Below are 17,042 nucleotides of genomic sequence, written 5' to 3'. Positions count from 1 at the left end.
CATCGTCATGGCCAAACCTGGATTTCGCCTCGCGTTGTTAGCCACCTTGCTGGCCCTGATCGTGGTGTTGCTCGGCGCCTACACCCGGCTGACCCATGCCGGGCTGGGCTGTCCGGACTGGCCCGGCTGCTACGGCTTTATCAGCGTGCCGCAAAGCGAGGCGCAGCTGGCCCATGCCGAGCGGCACTTTCCCGATACCCCGGTGGAGGCCCACAAGGGCTGGAACGAGATGATCCACCGCTACTTCGCCGGCACCCTGGGGCTGTTGATCGTGCTGCTGGCGGCCCGCGCCTGGAGCCATCGCCGGCATCCCGGGCAGCCGCTGAAGCTGCCGCTGTTCCTCCTCGCGGTGGTGTTCGCCCAGGCGGCCTTCGGCATGTGGACGGTGACCCTCAAGCTCTGGCCCCAGGTGGTCACCGCGCATCTGCTGGGGGGCTTTGCCACCTTGAGCCTGCTGTTCCTGCTGACCTTGCGCCTGTCCGGTGTGCTGCCGGCGCTGATCGTGCCGCGGCGCCTGCAGTACTGGGCCACGGCCGGGCTGGTGCTGGTGATCGGGCAGATCGCCCTGGGCGGCTGGGTCAGTTCCAACTACGCCGCCGTGGCCTGTATCGACCTGCCCACCTGTCACGGCCAGTGGTGGCCGAACATGGACTTTGCCAACGGCTTTCACCTGACCCAGCACATCGGCCCCAACTACCTGGGCGGGCAACTGGACAGTGACGCCCGCACCGCCATCCACATGACCCACCGGGTGGGCGCGGTGTTGGTGACCCTGGTGTTGCTGGGCCTGGCCTGGCAACTGCGACAGACCGGCATGACCCGTCTGGCCGGGCTGGTGCTGCTGGCTCTGGGGGCGCAGATCAGCCTGGGCCTGAGCAACGTACTGTTCCACCTGCCTCTGCCGGTGGCGGTGGCGCACAACGCCGGCGGCGCGGCGCTGCTGCTGACCCTGGTGCTGGTCAACTATCACGCTCGTACCAGCCTGGTGCAGGCCCGGGATCGCCTGCCCCTGGGCTGGCGTCTGAGCCCGCGCAAACAGGTGGCCGGTCCCATCACCATCAAAGGAGAGATGCCATGGCGACTCTGATTGGCGAACGTCAGCAGCCCCGGGCGATCTGGCGTGATTATCTGGAGCTGACCAAACCCAAGGTGGTGGTGTTGATGCTCATCACCTCCCTGGTGGGCATGTTCCTTGCCACCCGCGCCGGGGTGCCGTGGACGGTGCTGGTGTTTGGCAACCTGGGCATTGCCCTGTGCGCAGGTGGCGCGGCGGCGGTGAACCATGTGGTGGACCGGCGCATCGATGCGCTGATGGCCCGGACCCACAAGCGGCCCCTGGCCGAAGGCCGGGTTTCACCCCGGGCCGCCCTGGCGTTTGCCCTGTGCCTGGCCCTGGCCGGGCAGGCCCTGCTGCTGGCCTTCACCAATCCGCTGACGGCCTGGCTGACCCTGGCCTCCCTGCTGGGCTATGCGGTGGTCTACACCGGCTTTCTGAAGCGCGCGACGCCGCAGAACATCGTGATCGGCGGGCTGGCCGGCGCGGCCCCGCCGCTGCTGGGCTGGGTCGCCGCCACCGGGCACCTGAGCGCCGAACCGCTGTTGCTGGTGCTGATCATCTTCGCCTGGACCCCGCCGCACTTCTGGGCCCTGGCGATCCATCGCAAGGAGGAGTACGCCAAGGCCGATATTCCGATGTTGCCGGTGACTCACGGCGAGCATTACACCAAGGTGCACATCCTGCTCTATACCTTTGCCCTGCTGGCGGTGAGCCTGCTGCCCTATGCCATTCACATGAGCGGCGTGCTGTACCTGGTGTGCGCCCTGGTCCTGGGCGGGCGCTTCCTGCAATGGGCCTGGGTGCTGTACCGTGGCACTCGGCCGCACGCGGCGATCAACACCTTCAAGTACTCTATTTATTACTTGTTCCTGCTGTTCATCGCCCTGCTCGTAGACCACTACCTACTGTTGAACCTATGACTCGAACTCAGAAAACCGTCTTTATTCTCGTTGCACTGGTGGCCCTGGTCCTGGGGCTGACCGTCAACAAAGTACTGTCCGGCAAGGGTCAGGGTGATCCCACCGCATTGATCGATGCCGGCATCATCCTCCTGCCCCAGAGCCGCACGCTGCCGGCGGTGAAGATGCTCGACCAGGATGGCCAGCCCGTGGTGATCGATGAGTTGAAGGGCAAATGGTCGCTGCTGTTTTTCGGCTACACCTTCTGCCCGGACATCTGCCCCACCACCCTGGCGCAACTGCGGCAGATCAAGAGCGAGCTGCCCAAGGAGGCGGTGGACAAGCTGCAGGTGATCCTGGTCAGCGTCGACCCCAACCGCGATACGCCGCAACAGCTCAAGCAGTACCTGGGCTACTTCGACAAGGACTTCAAGGGACTGACCGCCGCTTCGGTGGAAGACCTGCAGAAGCTGGCCAATGCCGTGAGCATTCCGTTCATTCCGGCGGACACCAGCAAGCCCAACTACACCGTGGACCACAGCGGCAACCTGGCGGTGATCGGCCCGGACGGCCGCCAGCGCGGCTTTATCCGCGCACCGCTGAACAACCAGAAGCTGGTGGCGCAGCTGCCGGTGATGTTGCAGCGCCAATGACGCGGCATGCTTGAACTGCTGAACTGCTGAACTGCTGAACTGCTGAACTGCTGAACTGCTGAACTGCTGAACTGCTGAACTGCTGAACCCTGTAGCCGCTGCCGCAGGCTGCGATCGGCCTCGAAGAGGACGCGTGCTCTTCGAGGCCCTCGGAAGGCGCTTCGCGCCTTATCGCAGCCTTCGGCAGCGGCTACAAACAAAACGGGGCGCCCCAAGGCGCCCCGTTTGTGTTTCTGCAACCGATCAGAATGCCGGCACGATCGCGCCTTTGTACTTCTCGATAATGAATTGCTTCACTTGCGGGCTGTGCAGGGCCGCGATCAGTTTCTTCATGGCGTCCGAGTCCTTGTCGTCAGGACGGGCCACCAGGATGTTCACGTAAGGCGAGTCCTTGCCTTCGATCACCAGGGCGTCCTTGGACGGGTCCAGCTTGGCTTCCAGGGCGTAGTTGGTGTTGATCAGGGCCAGGTCGACCTGGGTCAGCACGCGCGGGATGGTGGCGGCTTCCAGTTCACGGAACTTCAGGTCCTTGGGGTTCTCGGTGATGTCCTTGACGGTGGCGAGGATGCTGTTGGAATCCTTGAGCTTGATCAGGCCGGCCTTGTCCAGCAGCAGCAGCGCGCGGCCGCCGTTGGTGGCGTCGTTGGGGATCACCACGGTGGCGCCGCCCGGCAGTTCGGACAGTTGCTTGTACTTGCTGGAGTAGGCGCCCAGGGGCTCCACGTGCACGCCGGCCACGCTCACCAGCTTGGTGCCCTTGGTCTTGTTGAACTCATCCAGGTACGGCTGGTGCTGGAAGAAGTTGGCGTCCAGGCGTTTCTCGGCCACTTGCACGTTGGGCTGCACGTAGTCGGTGAAGACCTTGACCTTAAGGTCCACGCCTTCTTTGGCCAGGGCCGGTTTGACGAACTCCAGGATCTCGGCGTGGGGCACCGGTGTGGCGGCCACGGTCAGGGTTTCGGCGGCGTGCGCGGAGAACGCGGCAACGGCTGCGAAAGCGACGAGTAGTTTTTTCATCGAACAAGCTCCTTGTAAGTCGCCCGACCCCGGGCACCTGCCGGCCAGGGCCGGCGTTTGCAATTATTTGCGGGAAAAATGCACCACCAGCTTATCGCCGACGGTTTGCAGAACCTGAACCAATACAATCAGCAGCACCACGGTCACCACCATCACATCGTCCTGGAAGCGCTGGTAGCCATAACGGATAGCCAGATCGCCGAGGCCGCCGGCACCCACGACACCGGCCATGGCGGTGTAGCCGACCAGGGCGATGGCGGTGACCGTGATCGCCGCGATGATACCGGGGCAAGCCTCGGGCAGCAGGGCGTTCATGATGATCTGCCGGGTGGTGGCGCCCATGGCCTGGGTGGCCTCGATGATGCCGCGATCCACTTCACGCAGCGCGGTTTCCACCAGTCGGGCGAAGAAGGTGGAGGCGCCCACCACCAGCGGCGGAATGGCCCCCGCCACACCCAGGGAGGTGCCGGTGATGAGGATGGTGGTGGGAATCATCACGATCAGCAGGATGATGAACGGCAGCGAGCGGATGGCGTTGACCACGAAGCCCAGGACCGAATAGACATTTTTCTGTTCCAGCAACTGCTTCGGGCTGCACAGGAACAGCAGGACGCCCAGTGGCAGGCCCACCAGTACGGTGAAGAACAGGGACGTGCTGAGCATGACCATGGTGTCGCTGGTCGCCACCCCGATATCGGCCCAGTCAACGTTGTCGAAGTAATGCAGTAAGCCGCTCATTAGCGCAGCACCTCCATGTGGACATCCGCTGCGGTGAAGCGGGCGAAGGCCGCTTCCATGTCACCGCCGGTGATGGCCAGGGTCAGTTGCCCGTAAGGGGTGTCTTTGATGCGGTCGATGCGTCCGGCGAGGATGCTGTAGTCGACCCCGGTCTCCCGGGCCACGGTGCCCAGCAACGGCGCGTAGGTGGCCTCGCCCTGGAAGGTCAGGCGCACGATGCGCCCCGGCACATGGGCGAAGTCGTCGCGCTGCTCGTTCTCGTCGATCTGCTCGTCTTCCTGGACGAAACGCTTGGTGGTCGGGTGCTTGGGGTGCAGGAACACCTCGGCCACCGGCCCCTGTTCGACGATGCGGCCGGCGTCCATCACCGCCACCTGATCGCAGACGCGACGGATCACGTCCATCTCATGGGTGATCAGGACGATGGTCAGCTTCAGCTCGCGGTTGATCTCGGCCAGCAGTTGCAGGACCGAGGCGGTGGTCTGCGGATCGAGGGCGCTGGTGGCTTCGTCGCACAAAAGGATCTTCGGCTTGGTGGCCAGGGCGCGGGCGATGCCGACGCGCTGCTTCTGGCCGCCGGACAGCTGCGCCGGGTATTTCTTGGCGTGGTCGGCCAGGCCGACCCGATCCAGCAGCTCGGCTACGCGACGCTCGATGTCGCTGCGTGACAGCTCGCCGGCCAGGGTCAGGGGCAGCGCGACGTTGTCGGCCACGGTCTTGGACGACAGCAGGTTGAAGTGCTGGAAGATCATCCCGACCTGCTGGCGGAAGCGGCGCAGGCCATTGGTATTCAGTGCGGTGACCTCTTCGCCGTCGACGATGATCTGACCGCCGCTGGGGTTTTCCAGGCGGTTGATCAGGCGCAGCAGGGTACTTTTGCCCGCCCCGGAATGACCGATCAGGCCGAACACCTGGCCATTCTCGACCCGAAGACTGGTCGGGTGCAGGGCGGGAATATCCTTACCGGCGACCCGGTAGGTTTTATGGACGTTTTGAAACTCGATCACGTAGCGAACCTTGTGGGGCGCGTTAGAAAAGGATCAGCGGTTAGCCGGGCGCGCATTTTAGCCTGTCCGTATAGAGGTTCTTAGCATTTATTTCGCGAACATCCTGCCATTTGGCGATAACGCGATCAAAGGTCATAAAAAAGGAACGCTCGCCGTTTCTCGTCAGTCACTACTTAAGCCACTCGAAAGCCCCAGGTACCGTGCCTGTGGGCCTGTGTTCACGAAGCCCCGGCGCGCCAGGGATTTCGCCAACGAGGAGTTCTTGCCTGATGAGTACGAAAAAGCCCAATGCCCCGAAAAGCCAGATGGCCGGGACCGATACCCTGGACCGCGACAACAGCAACCGCAAGTTGCAGAGCCTGGAGCCGTTCCGCTCCGATGCCACCGGCCAGGCCTTGCGGACCAATCAGGGGGTGAAAGTCGCCGACAACCAGAACAGCCTGAAACTGGGCGCCCGCGGGCCTTCGCTGCTGGAAGACTTCATCATGCGGGAGAAGATCACCCACTTTGACCATGAGCGGATCCCCGAGCGCATCGTCCATGCCCGCGGCGTCGGTGCCCATGGTTACTTCCAGAGCTACGACAATCATTCGGCGCTGACCAAGGCCGGTTTCCTGCGTGATCCGCAGAAGAAGACCCCGGTGTTCGTGCGCTTTTCCACGGTCCAGGGGCCAAGAGGCTCCGGCGATACCGTGCGCGATGTCCGGGGTTTTGCAGTGAAGTTCTTCACCGATGAGGGCAACTTCGATCTGGTGGGCAACAACATGCCGGTGTTCTTCATCCAGGACGCGATCAAGTTTCCCGACTTCGTGCATGCCGTGAAGCCCGAGCCCCACAACGAAATCCCCACCGGCGGCTCGGCCCACGACACCTTCTGGGACTTCGTCTCCCTGCAGCCGGAGTCGGCGCACATGGTGATCTGGGCCATGTCCGACCGGGCCATTCCGAAAAGCCTGCGCAGCATGCAGGGCTTTGGCGTGCACACCTTTCGCCTGATCAACGCCGAGGGGCGTGCAAGCTTCGTCAAGTTCCACTGGCGGCCGACGGTGGGCACCTGTTCCCTGGTCTGGGACGAGGCGCAGAAGCTCGCGGGCAAGGACACCGACTTTCATCGCCGCGACCTGTGGGACGCCATCGAAACCGGGGATTACCCGGAGTGGGAGTTCGGCGTGCAGATCATCGCCGAAGAGGACGAACACAATTTCGACTTCGACATTCTCGACCCAACCAAACTGATCCCCGAGGAGCTGGTGCCGATCACGCCCCTGGGCAAGATGGTGCTCAACCGCAACCCCGACAATTACTTCGCCGAAACCGAGCAGGTCGCCTTCTGCCCGGGGCACATCGTGCCGGGGATCGACTTCTCCAATGACCCGCTGCTGCAAGGGCGGCTGTTTTCCTACACCGATACCCAGATCAGTCGCCTGGGCGGGCCGAACTTTCATGAACTGCCGATCAACCGTCCGTTGACCCCGCTGCACAACGGGCAGCGCGACGCCATGCACCGCAGCACCATCGACAGGGGGCGGGCAGCCTATGAGCCGAACTCCATCGATGGCGGCTGGCCCAGAGAAACCCCGCCGGCGGCCCAGGACGGTGGCTTCGAGAGCTACAACGAGCGCATCGATGCCCACAAGATTCGCCAGCGCAGCGAGTCGTTTGGTGATCACTTCTCCCAGGCGCGGCTGTTCTTCAACAGCATGAGCAAGCACGAGCAGGAACACATCATCGCGGCCTACAGCTTCGAGTTGGGCAAGGTCGAGCGGCCGTGGATCCGCGAGCGGCAGGTCAACGAGATCCTGGCCAACATCGATCTGCAACTGGCCGCGCGCGTGGCGGAAAACCTCGGCTTGGCGGCGCCGAAGCAGGCCACGGTGGCCGAGCGCAAGACCGCATTGACCCGCTCGCCGGCCCTGAGCCAGGCCAACCTGCTGTCGGGGGATATCAAAACCCGGAAAGTGGCGATTCTGGCGGCCAACGGCGTCGATGGTGCGGCGATCGAAGGGTTGAAGAAGGCCCTCAAGGCCCAGGGTGGTCACGCCAAGCTGCTGGGGCCGACCTCGGCGCCGGTGACCACCGCGAATGGCCAGCGCCTGGCGGTGGATGCCTCCATGGAGGGCTTGCCTTCAGTGGCTTTCGACGCGGTGTTCGTGCCGGGTGGTGCGCAATCGATCAAGACCCTGAGCGGCAATGGCGTGGCTTTGCATTACCTGTTGGAGGCCTACAAGCATCTCAAGGCCATCGCCTTGCACGGCGAAGCCCGGGAGTTGCTGGACGTGCTCAGGCTGGAGGCGGATGACGGCTTGATTCTGGGGGGCGATGCCAAGGCGCTGAAGGCGTTCTTTGCCGCCATGGCTCAGCATCGGGTGTGGAGTCGGGAGGAAAGGGCCAAGGCGATCCCGGCCTGAACACGCTTTCGCCGGCCAACCCGCTCCCGTAGGGAACCGGCTGGCCGACTGAGGCTTTACTGCGCCTTGCGTGGGCTCAAGACCATTTGCGCCGGGACATGGCGCACGATCTGTCTGCTGATTTTCTGTTCGAAGTCCGGATCGAGCTTCTTCACCCGCTTGCTCAGCAGGGTCGACAGCCAAGGGTAGTCCTCGGTGCGCGGCACCTGAATGTGCACATCGCACTGGTAATTCACCACGTCGGCGGCCAGCGCATCGAGCTGCTTACGCAGCTTGCGGATATCGGTGACATTCAGGGCAATGGTGCTGCTCTGGGCGGAAGGATCGATCAGCCGGGCCGCTGGACGCGCCTCGGCGGCCTTCAAGGCGGCTTCGGCCTGTTCCAGCTCGGCCTTGCGCGCATGGGCAATGGCGTTGTTGACCCCTCCGGTCAGCGCCGGTGCCTTGGGCATCAGCGCCCGGGCCCGGCTCAGGGCGGTGGCGGCGGCATTCACGTCACCCTTTTGCAGGACGATCTGGCTGCGTTGCAGGTAGGCCTCGGCAATCTGCCGCTGGTATTGCACCAGCTGCGGGTCGTCAGGGGTTTGTGCCTGCAATGCACTGAGCTGATCTTCCGCTGTCGCCAGCTCGTTGCTGGCAATGTTTTGTTCCAGCTGCGCGATGGCCGTGGCCCGCGCATCGGGGACCTCGGTGGTCGCCGGTGGCGTGCTTTGGCAGGCCCCCAGCAGCAGGGAGAATGCGACAAGGAGCAGATAACGGGAGGCGAACGGCTTCATTCCTGCGACTCTCTAATTGCGCAAAAAGCGAGCAAGTCTACACCCCTCGACGGGGCAGAACAAAACTCAGCAGAAACAGTGCGGCGGCCACCACCACGATCGACGGTCCGGCCGGGGTGTCCTTGAACCAGGACAGCGCCAGTCCGCCACAGACCGCGAGCATGCCCAGCAGGCTCGCGCCCAGGGCCATCTGCTCCGGCGAGCGGGCGTGACGCTGTGCCGCAGCGGCCGGGATGATCAGCAACGAGGTAATCAGCAACACCCCGACAATCTTCATCGCCACCGCAATGACCACGGCGATCAGCAGCATCAGCGCCAGGCGCAGCGATGCCACGGGCAGGCCTTCGACCCTGGCCAGTTCCTCGTGCACGGTGATTGCCAGCAGAGGGCGCCACAGGGCCACCAACAGCAGGAGCACCGCCGCGCTGCCGCCGAGAATCCATGCCAGGTCGCCGGGGCTGATCGCCAGCAGGTCACCGAACAGGTAGGCCATCAGGTCGATTCGCACTTCATGCATGAAGCTTAGTACCACCAGGCCCAGGGACAGGGTGCTGGGAGCAAGAATACCCAGCAGCGTGTCGGATGCCAGGGGCTGGCGTTGTTGCAGGGTCACCAGCAGCACCGCCAGCAACAGGCAGCCCACGGTGACCGCCACCGCCGGGCTGACATCCAGCAGGAAGCCCAGGGCCACCCCTAAGAGCGCGGCATGGGACAGGGTGTCGCCAAAATAGGCCATGCGCCGCCAGACCACGAAGGACCCCAAGGGGCCGGCAACCACCGCCAGGGCCAAACCTGCGAGCAGGGCGTACAGCAGAAAATCAGCCATGCTTGCAGTTTTCTCCGTGGACATGGGGGCGGCCCGCGGCGGGCTGGGTGACCACTGACCCATGCAGGTCATGGGCGTGATCGTGGTGATGGTGGTAGATCGCCAGGCTCGGCGCGTTCTTGCCGAACAGCTCGACGAAGGCCGGGTCGCCACTGACCTGCTCGGGGTGCCCGGAGCAGCAGACGTGGCGGTTGAGGCAGACCACCTGGTCGGTGGTGCTCATCACCAGATGCAGGTCGTGGGACACCATCAGCACGCCGCAACCGTGACGGTCCCGCAGGCGGGTGATCAGGCTGTAGAGCTCGGCCTGGCCGGCCACGTCGACGCCTTGCACCGGTTCGTCGAGCACCAGCAGTTCGGGCTCGCGCAGCAGGGCCCGGGCCAGCAGCACGCGCTGCATCTCGCCGCCGGAAATGCTTTGCACCGGGCTGTCGATCACCTGTTCGGCGCCGACTTCCTTGAGGGCCGCCAGCGCTCGGTTGCGATCCACCCCCGGCACCAGGCGCAGAAAGCGCAGCACCGACAGCGGCAGGGTCGGGTCGACGTGGAGTTTCTGCGGCATGTAGCCCACCCGCAGCCGCGGTTTGCGCCAGACACTGCCGGTATCGGGCTTGAGCAGGCCGAGCACGGCGCGCACCAGGGTGGTCTTGCCGGCGCCATTGGGGCCGATCAGGGTCACGATCTGCCCCGGCTCGACGCTGAGCTGGATGTTGTCCAGCACGCTCTGCCCGGCAAAGGTCACCCCGACCTGCTCGAGGCGGATCAACGCTGTGCTCATCAAGCCCCCTGGCAGCCCGAGCAGAGCCCGACCACTTCGACGGTCTGGCCCTCGACCACGAAGCCGACGTCGCGGGCGCTGGTGATGATGGCGTCGCTGATGGATTTCTGTTCCAGCTCGATGGCTGCGTGGCACTCGCGGCAGATCAGGAACTGGCCCTGATGCGCGTGCTCCGGGTGGTTGCAGCCGACGAAGGCGTTGAGCGAGGCAATGCGGTGCACCAGGCCGTTTTCCAGGAGGAAATCCAGCGCCCGGTACACCGTTGGCGGCGCGGCGCGGCGGCCGTCCTGCTCGCTGAGCACGGCCAGGATGTCGTAGGCCCCCAGGGGCTTGTGGCTTTGCCACACCAGCTCCAGCACCCGCCGGCGCAGGGCGGTCAGGCGCAGGCCTTGCCGTGCGCACAGAGCGTCGGCCTCAGACAGTGCGCTGTGCACGCAGTGAGAGTGGTCGTGGGGACGGCTGGCGAGGGGTGTTTTAGGCATGAGCGGCGACGAGGTTTGTGAGAGACGTTATTATGTTACCCGTTCTCGCCTCTTCGAGTGTCCATCGTGTCCAGACTTTTTCGCTTTTTTGTCGCTTTTACCTTCAGCCTGTTCGCGATCGGCTCGGCCCAGGCCGAAGTCCGGGTCCTCACCAGCATCAAACCCTTGCAACTGATTGCCGCGGCGGTGCAGGACGGCGTGGCGGTGCCCGAAGTGCTGTTGCCGCCGGGAGCCTCGCCGCACAACTATGCGCTGCGCCCTTCGGACGTGCGCAAGGTGCAAAGCGTCGACCTGCTGTACTGGATCGGCCCGGACATGGAAGGTTTCCTGCCGCGGGTGCTGAAGGGCCGCAGCCTGCCATCGGTGGCGGTGCAGGACCTGCCGGGCATGAAACTTCGCCACTTCGCCGAAGATAGCCATTCTCACGCCGAAGATGCCGACGAACATGACCATGACCACCGCCCTGGCACCCTGGATGCGCACCTGTGGCTGTCGCCGGTCAATGCTCGGGTGATCGCCAGCCGCATGGCCGCCGACCTGAGCGCCGCCGACCCGGCCAATGCCGCTCGCTACCAGAGCAACCTGAAAGCCTTCAATGAGCGTCTGGATGCCCTGGACGCCCGCTTGAAAACCCGTCTGGCAGGCATCGCCGGCAAGCCTTACTTCGTCTTCCACGAAGCCTTCGACTACTTCGAAGACGCCTATGGCCTCAAGCACACCGGGGTCTTCAGCGTTGCCGCGGAAGTGCAGCCGGGGGCCCAGCATGTCGCCGCCATGCGCGCGCGGTTGCAGCAAGTGGGCAAGACCTGTGTGTTCAGCGAGCCGCCTCTGCGTCCGCGGTTGGCGGAAACCCTGGTGGCCGGGCTGCCGGTGACGCTGGCGGAGCTGGATGCGCTGGGCGGGTATACGCCCGCGACCGCTCAGGGCTATGAGCAGGTGCTGGAGAAATTGGGGAACGATCTGGCGGGCTGTCTGGAGCAGCTTTAAGCAGGGATTGTTGCGGGGTGTCTTTCGCGGGCAAGCCCGCTCCTACAGGTGCGCTCTGTAGGAGCGGGCTTGCCCGCGAAGCGTTTTACAGGGCGAACGGCAGCGCGATGTTGATCCGTTGCCGCTGTGCCAGGCGCTGCTGGAACTCCATCGGATCGTGAATCAGCACGTCCTGTCCGGCGAAGCTCTCGGCGGCAATCAGCCGTGACAGCCAGAAGCGCACGCAGGCGACCCGCAGCATGGTCGGCCAGAGCTCGGCCTCTGCCGCAGTGAAGGGCCGCAAGCTGGCGTAGGCACCGAGCAGGGCACGGGCGCGCTGGCCGTCGATCACGCCTTCGGCGTCGGAGCACCAGTCGTTCAGGGCAATGGCCACGTCGTAGAGCATCGGTCCCGAGCAGGCGTTGTAGAAGTCGATCAGGCCGGTCAGGTGGGTGCCTTCGAACATGGCGTTGTCGCGGAACAGATCGGCGTGGATGTTGGCCCTGGGCAGGGCGAGGATCCGGGTCTTCTGTGCGACGATTTCATCCAGCGCCCGCTGCAGCAGGTCTTGAGCGGCGGCATCCAGGTGCGACAGCAGTTGTGCGCCCTCTTCCTGCATCCAGTCCAGGCCACGATCGGTCTTGCGCTTGATCATGTTGTCCTTGGTGGCCACGTGCAGGTGGCCGAGCAACTCACCAACCTGGGCGCAATGCTGGGCGTTGGCTTCCTTGATGTGCTTGCCCGCCAGCCGCGGTTGCAGCAGCGCCGGCTTGCCCGCCAGCTCCCGCAGGGCGACGCCATCGGTGGTGCGCAGGGCGTAGGGCACCGGCAGGTTGGCTTGGTGCAGCACGTCCAGCAGCTCGATGAAGAACGGCATTTCCTGGACCGGGCCGCGTTCCACCAGGGTCAGGACGAATTCGCCCTGTTCCAGGCTGATGAAGAAGTTGGTGTTTTCGCTACCAGCGGCGATCCCCTGGAAGTCAAGCAGGCGGCCGAGCCCATACGGGGCGAGAAAGGTTTCCAGCTCGGGCCGAGCCAGGGGGGTGAACACAGACATGGTTAAAAACTGCCAGTACGGGCGCCGCTATTCAGCCAGCGCCATTGAGTTGAAGTCGGAGTGGCTTACCACTCAAAGATTTTCCACGCAGGGATCAGCATATCCGGCTGATCCGAACGGATGAAGTTACCGTCGGAGCCATCAGCGCGCACCAGGAAATAGGGCTTGCCGCCCTTGGGCGTGACCTTGATGGCGTACAGAAAGCCATTTTGCCGGTATTCCTGGATGGTCTTGTCGCCTTCCGTGCGAATGGTGACTTGCGGGTCCGCTGACGGCGCATCTTCTGCGGCGATCACGGCCATTGGAGCGATTGCAATCAAGCCGGCCAGCAGCAAGCGATTTAGTGTGCGCATGATAACCTTGTCCCTTTGTCGTCAACGGTCCCGCTATTCTAGCGCCGGACCCGCCGAAAAGGTTGATCCCGCTCATGAGCCAAGCCCCCCTCGTCCTGGTGGACGGTTCTTCTTATCTGTACCGCGCGTTTCATGCGTTGCCACCGCTGACCACTTCCAAAGGCCTGCCCACGGGCGCGGTCAAGGGCGTGCTGAACATGCTCAAGAGTCTGCGCAAGCAGTACCCGGACAGCCCGTTCGCCGTGGTCTTCGACGCCAAGGGCGGGACCTTCCGCGACGACATGTATGCCCATTACAAGGCCAACCGTCCGAGCATGCCCGACGATATGCGGGTGCAGATCGAGCCCTTGCACGCCAGTGTGATCGCCCTGGGTTTCCCGTTGCTGTGTGTGGAAGGGGTCGAGGCCGACGACGTGATCGGCACCCTGGCCCGCAGCAGCGCGGCGGCGGATCGTCCGGTGGTGATCTCCACCGGTGACAAGGACATGGCCCAGTTGGTGGATGGGCACATTACGCTGGTCAACACCATGTCTGGTAGCAGCATGGATGTGGAAGGCGTGAAGGAGAAATTCGGTGTCGCTCCCGAGCAGATCATCGATTACCTGGCATTGATGGGCGACTCTTCCGACAACATCCCTGGGGTGCCGGGTATCGGTCCGAAGACGGCTTCCGGGCTGCTGGTAGGGGTCAACGGTGGGCTCAAGGAGCTGTACGAGCAGCTCGATATCGTGCCGACCCTGCCGATTCGCGGGGCCAAGACCCTGCCGGCCAAGCTCGAAGAGCACAAGGAAATGGCCTTCCTCTCCTATCAGTTGGCAACCATCAAGGTGGACGTGCCGCTGGATATCGGGCTCGACGACCTGCACCTGGGCGAGCCGGATCGCGAGAAGCTGGTGGAGCTCTACAGCCTGCTGGAATTCAAGAGCTGGCTTGACGAGTTGCAGCGCGACGCCAAGCGCGTCGAGCTCAGTGAAGCCGAGCCGGCGCCGGCCGCTGCGCCGCAGCCGCCGGCTGCCGAACAGCCAGCGCTTGAGCTGCAGTACGAAACCATCCTCGACCAGGAGCGTTTTGCCGTCTGGCTGGAAAAACTGAAGAACGCCAAGCTGATTGCCTTCGATACCGAGACCACCGGCATCGATGCCCAGCAGGCGCAACTGGTGGGGCTGTCGTTTGCGGTCAAGGCCGGGGAAGCGGCCTACATCCCGCTGACCCACTCCTACATGGGCGTGCCGGAGCAACTGGACCGCGACACCGTGCTGCTGGCCCTGAAGCCGTTGCTGGAGGACCCCAAGCTGCTCAAGGTCGGTCAGCACGCCAAGTTCGACATGAACATCCTGGCCAATTGCGCGATTGGCGGCGATCAGGCCAATGGCATCACTGTGCGCGGCATCGCCTTCGACACCATGCTTGAGTCCTACGTGCTCAACTCCACCGCCACCCGCCATGACATGGACAGCCTGGCGCAGAAGTACCTGGACCACACCACCGTGAGCTTCCAGGACATTGCCGGCAAGGGTGCCAAGCAGCTGACTTTCGATCAGATTCCGCTCGAGCAGGCCGGTCCCTACGCCGCTGAAGACGCCGATATCACCCTGCGTCTGCATCAGACGCTCTTCGAAAAACTGACCGCCATCCCGAGTCTGGCCAGCGTCCTCACCGATATCGAGATGCCGCTGGTGCCGGTCCTGGCACGCATCGAGCGCCAGGGCGCACTGGTGGATGACAAGCTCCTGGGCGTGCAGAGCATCGAGCTGGGGGACAAGATGGTGGCCCTGGAGCGCGAAGCCTTCGAGATCGCCGGTGAGGAGTTCAACCTGGGCTCGCCCAAGCAATTGGGCAGCATCCTCTACGACAAGCTTGGCCTGCCGGTGCTGAAAAAAACCGCCAAGGGCCAGCCTTCCACGGCTGAAGAGGTGCTGGCCAAGCTCGCCGAGGACGACTATCCGCTGCCGCGGGTGCTGATGCAGTACCGCTCCATGAGCAAGCTGAAGAGCACCTACACCGATCGTCTGCCCGAGCAGATCAATCCGCGTACCGGGCGCATCCACACGTCCTATCACCAGGCGGTGGCTTCCACCGGCCGGTTGTCCTCCAGCGATCCGAACCTGCAGAACATTCCTGTGCGCACCGCCGAGGGCCGGCGCATTCGCCAGGCCTTTATCGCGCCGCCCGGCTACAAGCTGCTGGCGGCGGACTATTCGCAGATCGAGCTGCGGATCATGGCTCACCTGTCCCGGGACGAAGGCCTGCTCAATGCCTTCCGCAACAACCTGGATGTGCACACCGCCACTGCGGCCGAAGTGTTCAAGGTGGAGCTCAAGGATGTGACGTCCGATCAGCGTCGCAGCGCCAAGGCCATCAACTTCGGCCTGATCTACGGCATGGGCGCGCAGAAGCTGGGCAAGGACATAGGGGTCGATACCAAAACGGCCAAGGCCTATATCGATACCTATTTCGCCCGCTATCCGGGGGTTCGCCAATACATGGATCGAACCCGCGCCCAGGCGGCGGATCAGGGCTATGTCGAGACCATCTTCGGTCGTCGGCTGTACCTGCCGGAGATCAACTCCAACAAGCCGCAGGAGCGAGCCGGCGCCGAGCGTACGGCGATCAACGCGCCAATGCAGGGCACGGCGGCGGACATCATCAAGAAAGCCATGGTGGCGGTGGACAACTGGCTGGAGTCTTCGCAGCTGGATGCCCGGGTCATCCTTCAGGTGCACGACGAACTGGTGCTGGAAGTGCGTGAGGACCTGGTGGACCAGGTGCGCGACGAGATTCGTGGCTACATGAGCGGTGCCGCGACCCTGGATGTGCCGTTATTGGTGGAAGTCGGGGTGGGAAATAACTGGGATGAGGCCCATTAAGGGCACTTTTCAGTGCTTTTTGCCGCGGCATAGTGTCGCGGCAAAAACTGGCGACTGGCTATTAGCACGGAAAATTTCATCGCTTATTGCCAATAGTTTTTGCAACCCGCTGGAACTAATCCAGTGAAAGCCCACTCAGAGTTACTGAATGGCTGGTGAAGCCCTTCGATGCTCCTATGTTGTGTTAAGTGTTGGCAGATATCTGGACCCCGCCCTAGCGGTCTAGAACTTGAACCCCGAACTTCCCCCTCCCCATACGAAGTCCGGGGTTTTTTTTGCCTGAAAATTGCCTGCGCAGCGCCCATGCTGCGTTAAAAAACGGCGGGAAATGCTCATTTAGGCCCCTAAACTCCGCTTTCCCGCCGCTTTTTGCCTTGCCTGATCACCGCGCAGACAATTTTTATCTACCGCTCAGGCCTCGGTTTCAGCGCCTTTGTCGGCCAGTTCCATCCAGCCCGCCAGTACGGTGTAAGCCTCTTCCAGGCCCATGCGCTTGGGGGCCGAGAACAGTTGGATGGTGACCGCTTCGCCCCAGCCCTTGCGGATCTGCGACTGGACCTTGAGCAAGGTGTTCTTGGCCGCGCCGTAGGTCAGCTTGTCGGCCTTGGTCAGCAGGATGTGCATCGGCATGCCGCTGGCCACGGCCCAATCCAGCATCAGCAGGTCGAAATCGGTCATGGGATGCCGGATGTCCATCATCAGGATCAGGCCTTTGAGGCTCTCGCGGCTGCCCAGATAGGCTTCCAGGTGGCGCTGCCAGTGCTGCTTCAAGGGGATCGGCACTTTGGCGTAGCCGTAGCCCGGCAGGTCGACCAGACGGCGATCGTCGTCTAGCTTGAAGAAGTTCAACAACTGCGTGCGCCCCGGGGTTTTCGAGGTGCGTGCCAGGCTGGCATGGGTCAGGGTGTTCAGGGCGCTGGACTTACCGGCGTTGGAACGCCCGGCGAAGGCCACTTCAAAGCCGTCATCGTCCGGGCATTGGTCGACCTTGGCGGCGCTGAGCATGAACGTAGCCTGTTGGCACAGACCGAGGATGGGGTTCTTGAGTTGCATGGGATTTCCGAGATAGGGGCGATGCCGAGAGTGGACGCGGCGAGCGGTGTCGTTTCCGTTTCAGTAGCGCCAGTATATAATGCCGCAGATTTTGTGTGCGCTTTG

At 63.5% G+C, this 17,042-nt stretch carries 16 protein-coding genes; 6 read left to right on the top strand and 10 right to left on the bottom strand.

Going from position 1 to position 17,042, the window contains the following annotated elements; all coding sequences use genetic code 11:
• Positions 1-7: 7 nt before the first annotated feature.
• The 3 genes from ACMGG8_RS03335 to ACMGG8_RS03325 are packed head-to-tail and all read left to right on the top strand — an operon-like array spanning position 8 to position 2,609.
• Positions 8-1,087 (top strand): COX15/CtaA family protein, encoded by a 1,080-nt coding sequence (locus ACMGG8_RS03335; protein ID WP_060836869.1) that lies wholly within the window; start codon positions 8-10, stop codon positions 1,085-1,087.
• Positions 1,075-1,977, top strand: coding sequence for a heme o synthase (cyoE, locus tag ACMGG8_RS03330; RefSeq protein ID WP_060836870.1), 903 nt, complete (start codon positions 1,075-1,077; stop codon positions 1,975-1,977). The genes ACMGG8_RS03335 and cyoE overlap by 13 nt, the downstream gene beginning before the upstream one ends.
• On the top strand, positions 1,974-2,609 hold the full coding sequence (locus tag ACMGG8_RS03325) for an SCO family protein (RefSeq protein ID WP_060836871.1): 636 nt from the start codon (positions 1,974-1,976) through the stop codon (positions 2,607-2,609). The genes cyoE and ACMGG8_RS03325 overlap by 4 nt, the downstream gene beginning before the upstream one ends.
• A gap of 243 nt (positions 2,610-2,852) precedes the next feature.
• Here ACMGG8_RS03325 and ACMGG8_RS03320 read toward each other — a convergent pair whose 3' ends face one another.
• From ACMGG8_RS03320 to ACMGG8_RS03310, 3 genes are all read right to left on the bottom strand, one after another.
• Positions 2,853-3,626 carry a MetQ/NlpA family ABC transporter substrate-binding protein gene (locus ACMGG8_RS03320; RefSeq protein ID WP_060836872.1) on the bottom strand — a complete coding sequence of 258 codons (774 nt, stop codon included), beginning with the start codon at positions 3,624-3,626 and terminating at the stop codon, positions 2,853-2,855.
• A 63-nt stretch (positions 3,627-3,689) separates the two neighbouring features.
• A complete protein-coding gene (locus ACMGG8_RS03315) occupies positions 3,690-4,364 on the bottom strand; it encodes a methionine ABC transporter permease (protein ID WP_060836873.1) in 675 nt (224 codons plus the stop codon).
• Positions 4,364-5,371, bottom strand: coding sequence for a methionine ABC transporter ATP-binding protein (locus ACMGG8_RS03310; RefSeq protein WP_414159170.1), 1,008 nt, complete (start codon positions 5,369-5,371; stop codon positions 4,364-4,366). Before ACMGG8_RS03310 ends, ACMGG8_RS03315 begins: the two co-directional genes overlap by 1 nt.
• A gap of 212 nt (positions 5,372-5,583) precedes the next feature.
• On the opposite strand from ACMGG8_RS03310, the gene katE reads away from it, so the two are divergent.
• Positions 5,584-7,779, top strand: a complete 2,196-nt coding sequence (gene katE / locus ACMGG8_RS03305) for a catalase HPII (RefSeq protein WP_414159917.1) — start codon at positions 5,584-5,586, stop codon at positions 7,777-7,779.
• 56 nt (positions 7,780-7,835) lie between these two features.
• Here the strand turns inward: katE and ACMGG8_RS03300 are convergent, their stop codons facing one another.
• The 4 genes from ACMGG8_RS03300 to zur are packed head-to-tail and all read right to left on the bottom strand — an operon-like array spanning position 7,836 to position 10,641.
• Positions 7,836-8,555, bottom strand: coding sequence for a PA5502 family lipoprotein (locus tag ACMGG8_RS03300; RefSeq protein ID WP_060836876.1), 720 nt, complete (start codon positions 8,553-8,555; stop codon positions 7,836-7,838).
• Positions 8,556-8,592: 37 nt separating this feature from the next.
• Positions 8,593-9,381, bottom strand: coding sequence for a zinc ABC transporter permease subunit ZnuB (znuB, locus tag ACMGG8_RS03295; protein ID WP_060836877.1), 789 nt, complete (start codon positions 9,379-9,381; stop codon positions 8,593-8,595).
• On the bottom strand, positions 9,374-10,159 hold the full coding sequence (znuC, locus tag ACMGG8_RS03290) for a zinc ABC transporter ATP-binding protein ZnuC (protein WP_414159169.1): 786 nt from the start codon (positions 10,157-10,159) through the stop codon (positions 9,374-9,376). The genes znuB and znuC overlap by 8 nt, the downstream gene beginning before the upstream one ends.
• Positions 10,159-10,641 carry a zinc uptake transcriptional repressor Zur gene (gene zur, locus ACMGG8_RS03285; protein ID WP_060836879.1) on the bottom strand — a complete coding sequence of 161 codons (483 nt, stop codon included), beginning with the start codon at positions 10,639-10,641 and terminating at the stop codon, positions 10,159-10,161. The genes znuC and zur overlap by 1 nt, the downstream gene beginning before the upstream one ends.
• A gap of 66 nt (positions 10,642-10,707) precedes the next feature.
• On the opposite strand from zur, the gene ACMGG8_RS03280 reads away from it, so the two are divergent.
• Positions 10,708-11,628 carry a zinc ABC transporter substrate-binding protein gene (locus ACMGG8_RS03280; RefSeq protein ID WP_414159168.1) on the top strand — a complete coding sequence of 307 codons (921 nt, stop codon included), beginning with the start codon at positions 10,708-10,710 and terminating at the stop codon, positions 11,626-11,628.
• Positions 11,629-11,713: 85 nt separating this feature from the next.
• Here the strand turns inward: ACMGG8_RS03280 and ACMGG8_RS03275 are convergent, their stop codons facing one another.
• Positions 11,714-12,664, bottom strand: a complete 951-nt coding sequence (locus tag ACMGG8_RS03275) for a homoserine kinase (protein ID WP_060842080.1) — start codon at positions 12,662-12,664, stop codon at positions 11,714-11,716.
• Between the two features lie 65 nt (positions 12,665-12,729).
• Complete coding sequence (locus ACMGG8_RS03270; protein WP_047306771.1) at positions 12,730-13,017, bottom strand: DUF2782 domain-containing protein; 288 nt, start codon at positions 13,015-13,017, stop codon at positions 12,730-12,732.
• A gap of 74 nt (positions 13,018-13,091) precedes the next feature.
• Between ACMGG8_RS03270 and polA the strand changes: the two genes are divergently transcribed.
• On the top strand, positions 13,092-15,884 hold the full coding sequence (polA, locus tag ACMGG8_RS03265) for a DNA polymerase I (protein WP_060836882.1): 2,793 nt from the start codon (positions 13,092-13,094) through the stop codon (positions 15,882-15,884).
• A 411-nt stretch (positions 15,885-16,295) separates the two neighbouring features.
• Here the strand turns inward: polA and yihA are convergent, their stop codons facing one another.
• Positions 16,296-16,937 carry a ribosome biogenesis GTP-binding protein YihA/YsxC gene (gene yihA / locus ACMGG8_RS03260; protein WP_060836883.1) on the bottom strand — a complete coding sequence of 214 codons (642 nt, stop codon included), beginning with the start codon at positions 16,935-16,937 and terminating at the stop codon, positions 16,296-16,298.
• Between the last annotated feature and the right edge of the window lie 105 nt (positions 16,938-17,042).

The sequence above is a fragment of the Pseudomonas sp. BNK-45 genome (genome assembly GCF_047456255.1).
Classification (GTDB): Bacteria; Pseudomonadota; Gammaproteobacteria; order Pseudomonadales; family Pseudomonadaceae; genus Aquipseudomonas.
This window is presented reverse-complemented; position numbering and strand designations above follow the sequence as displayed.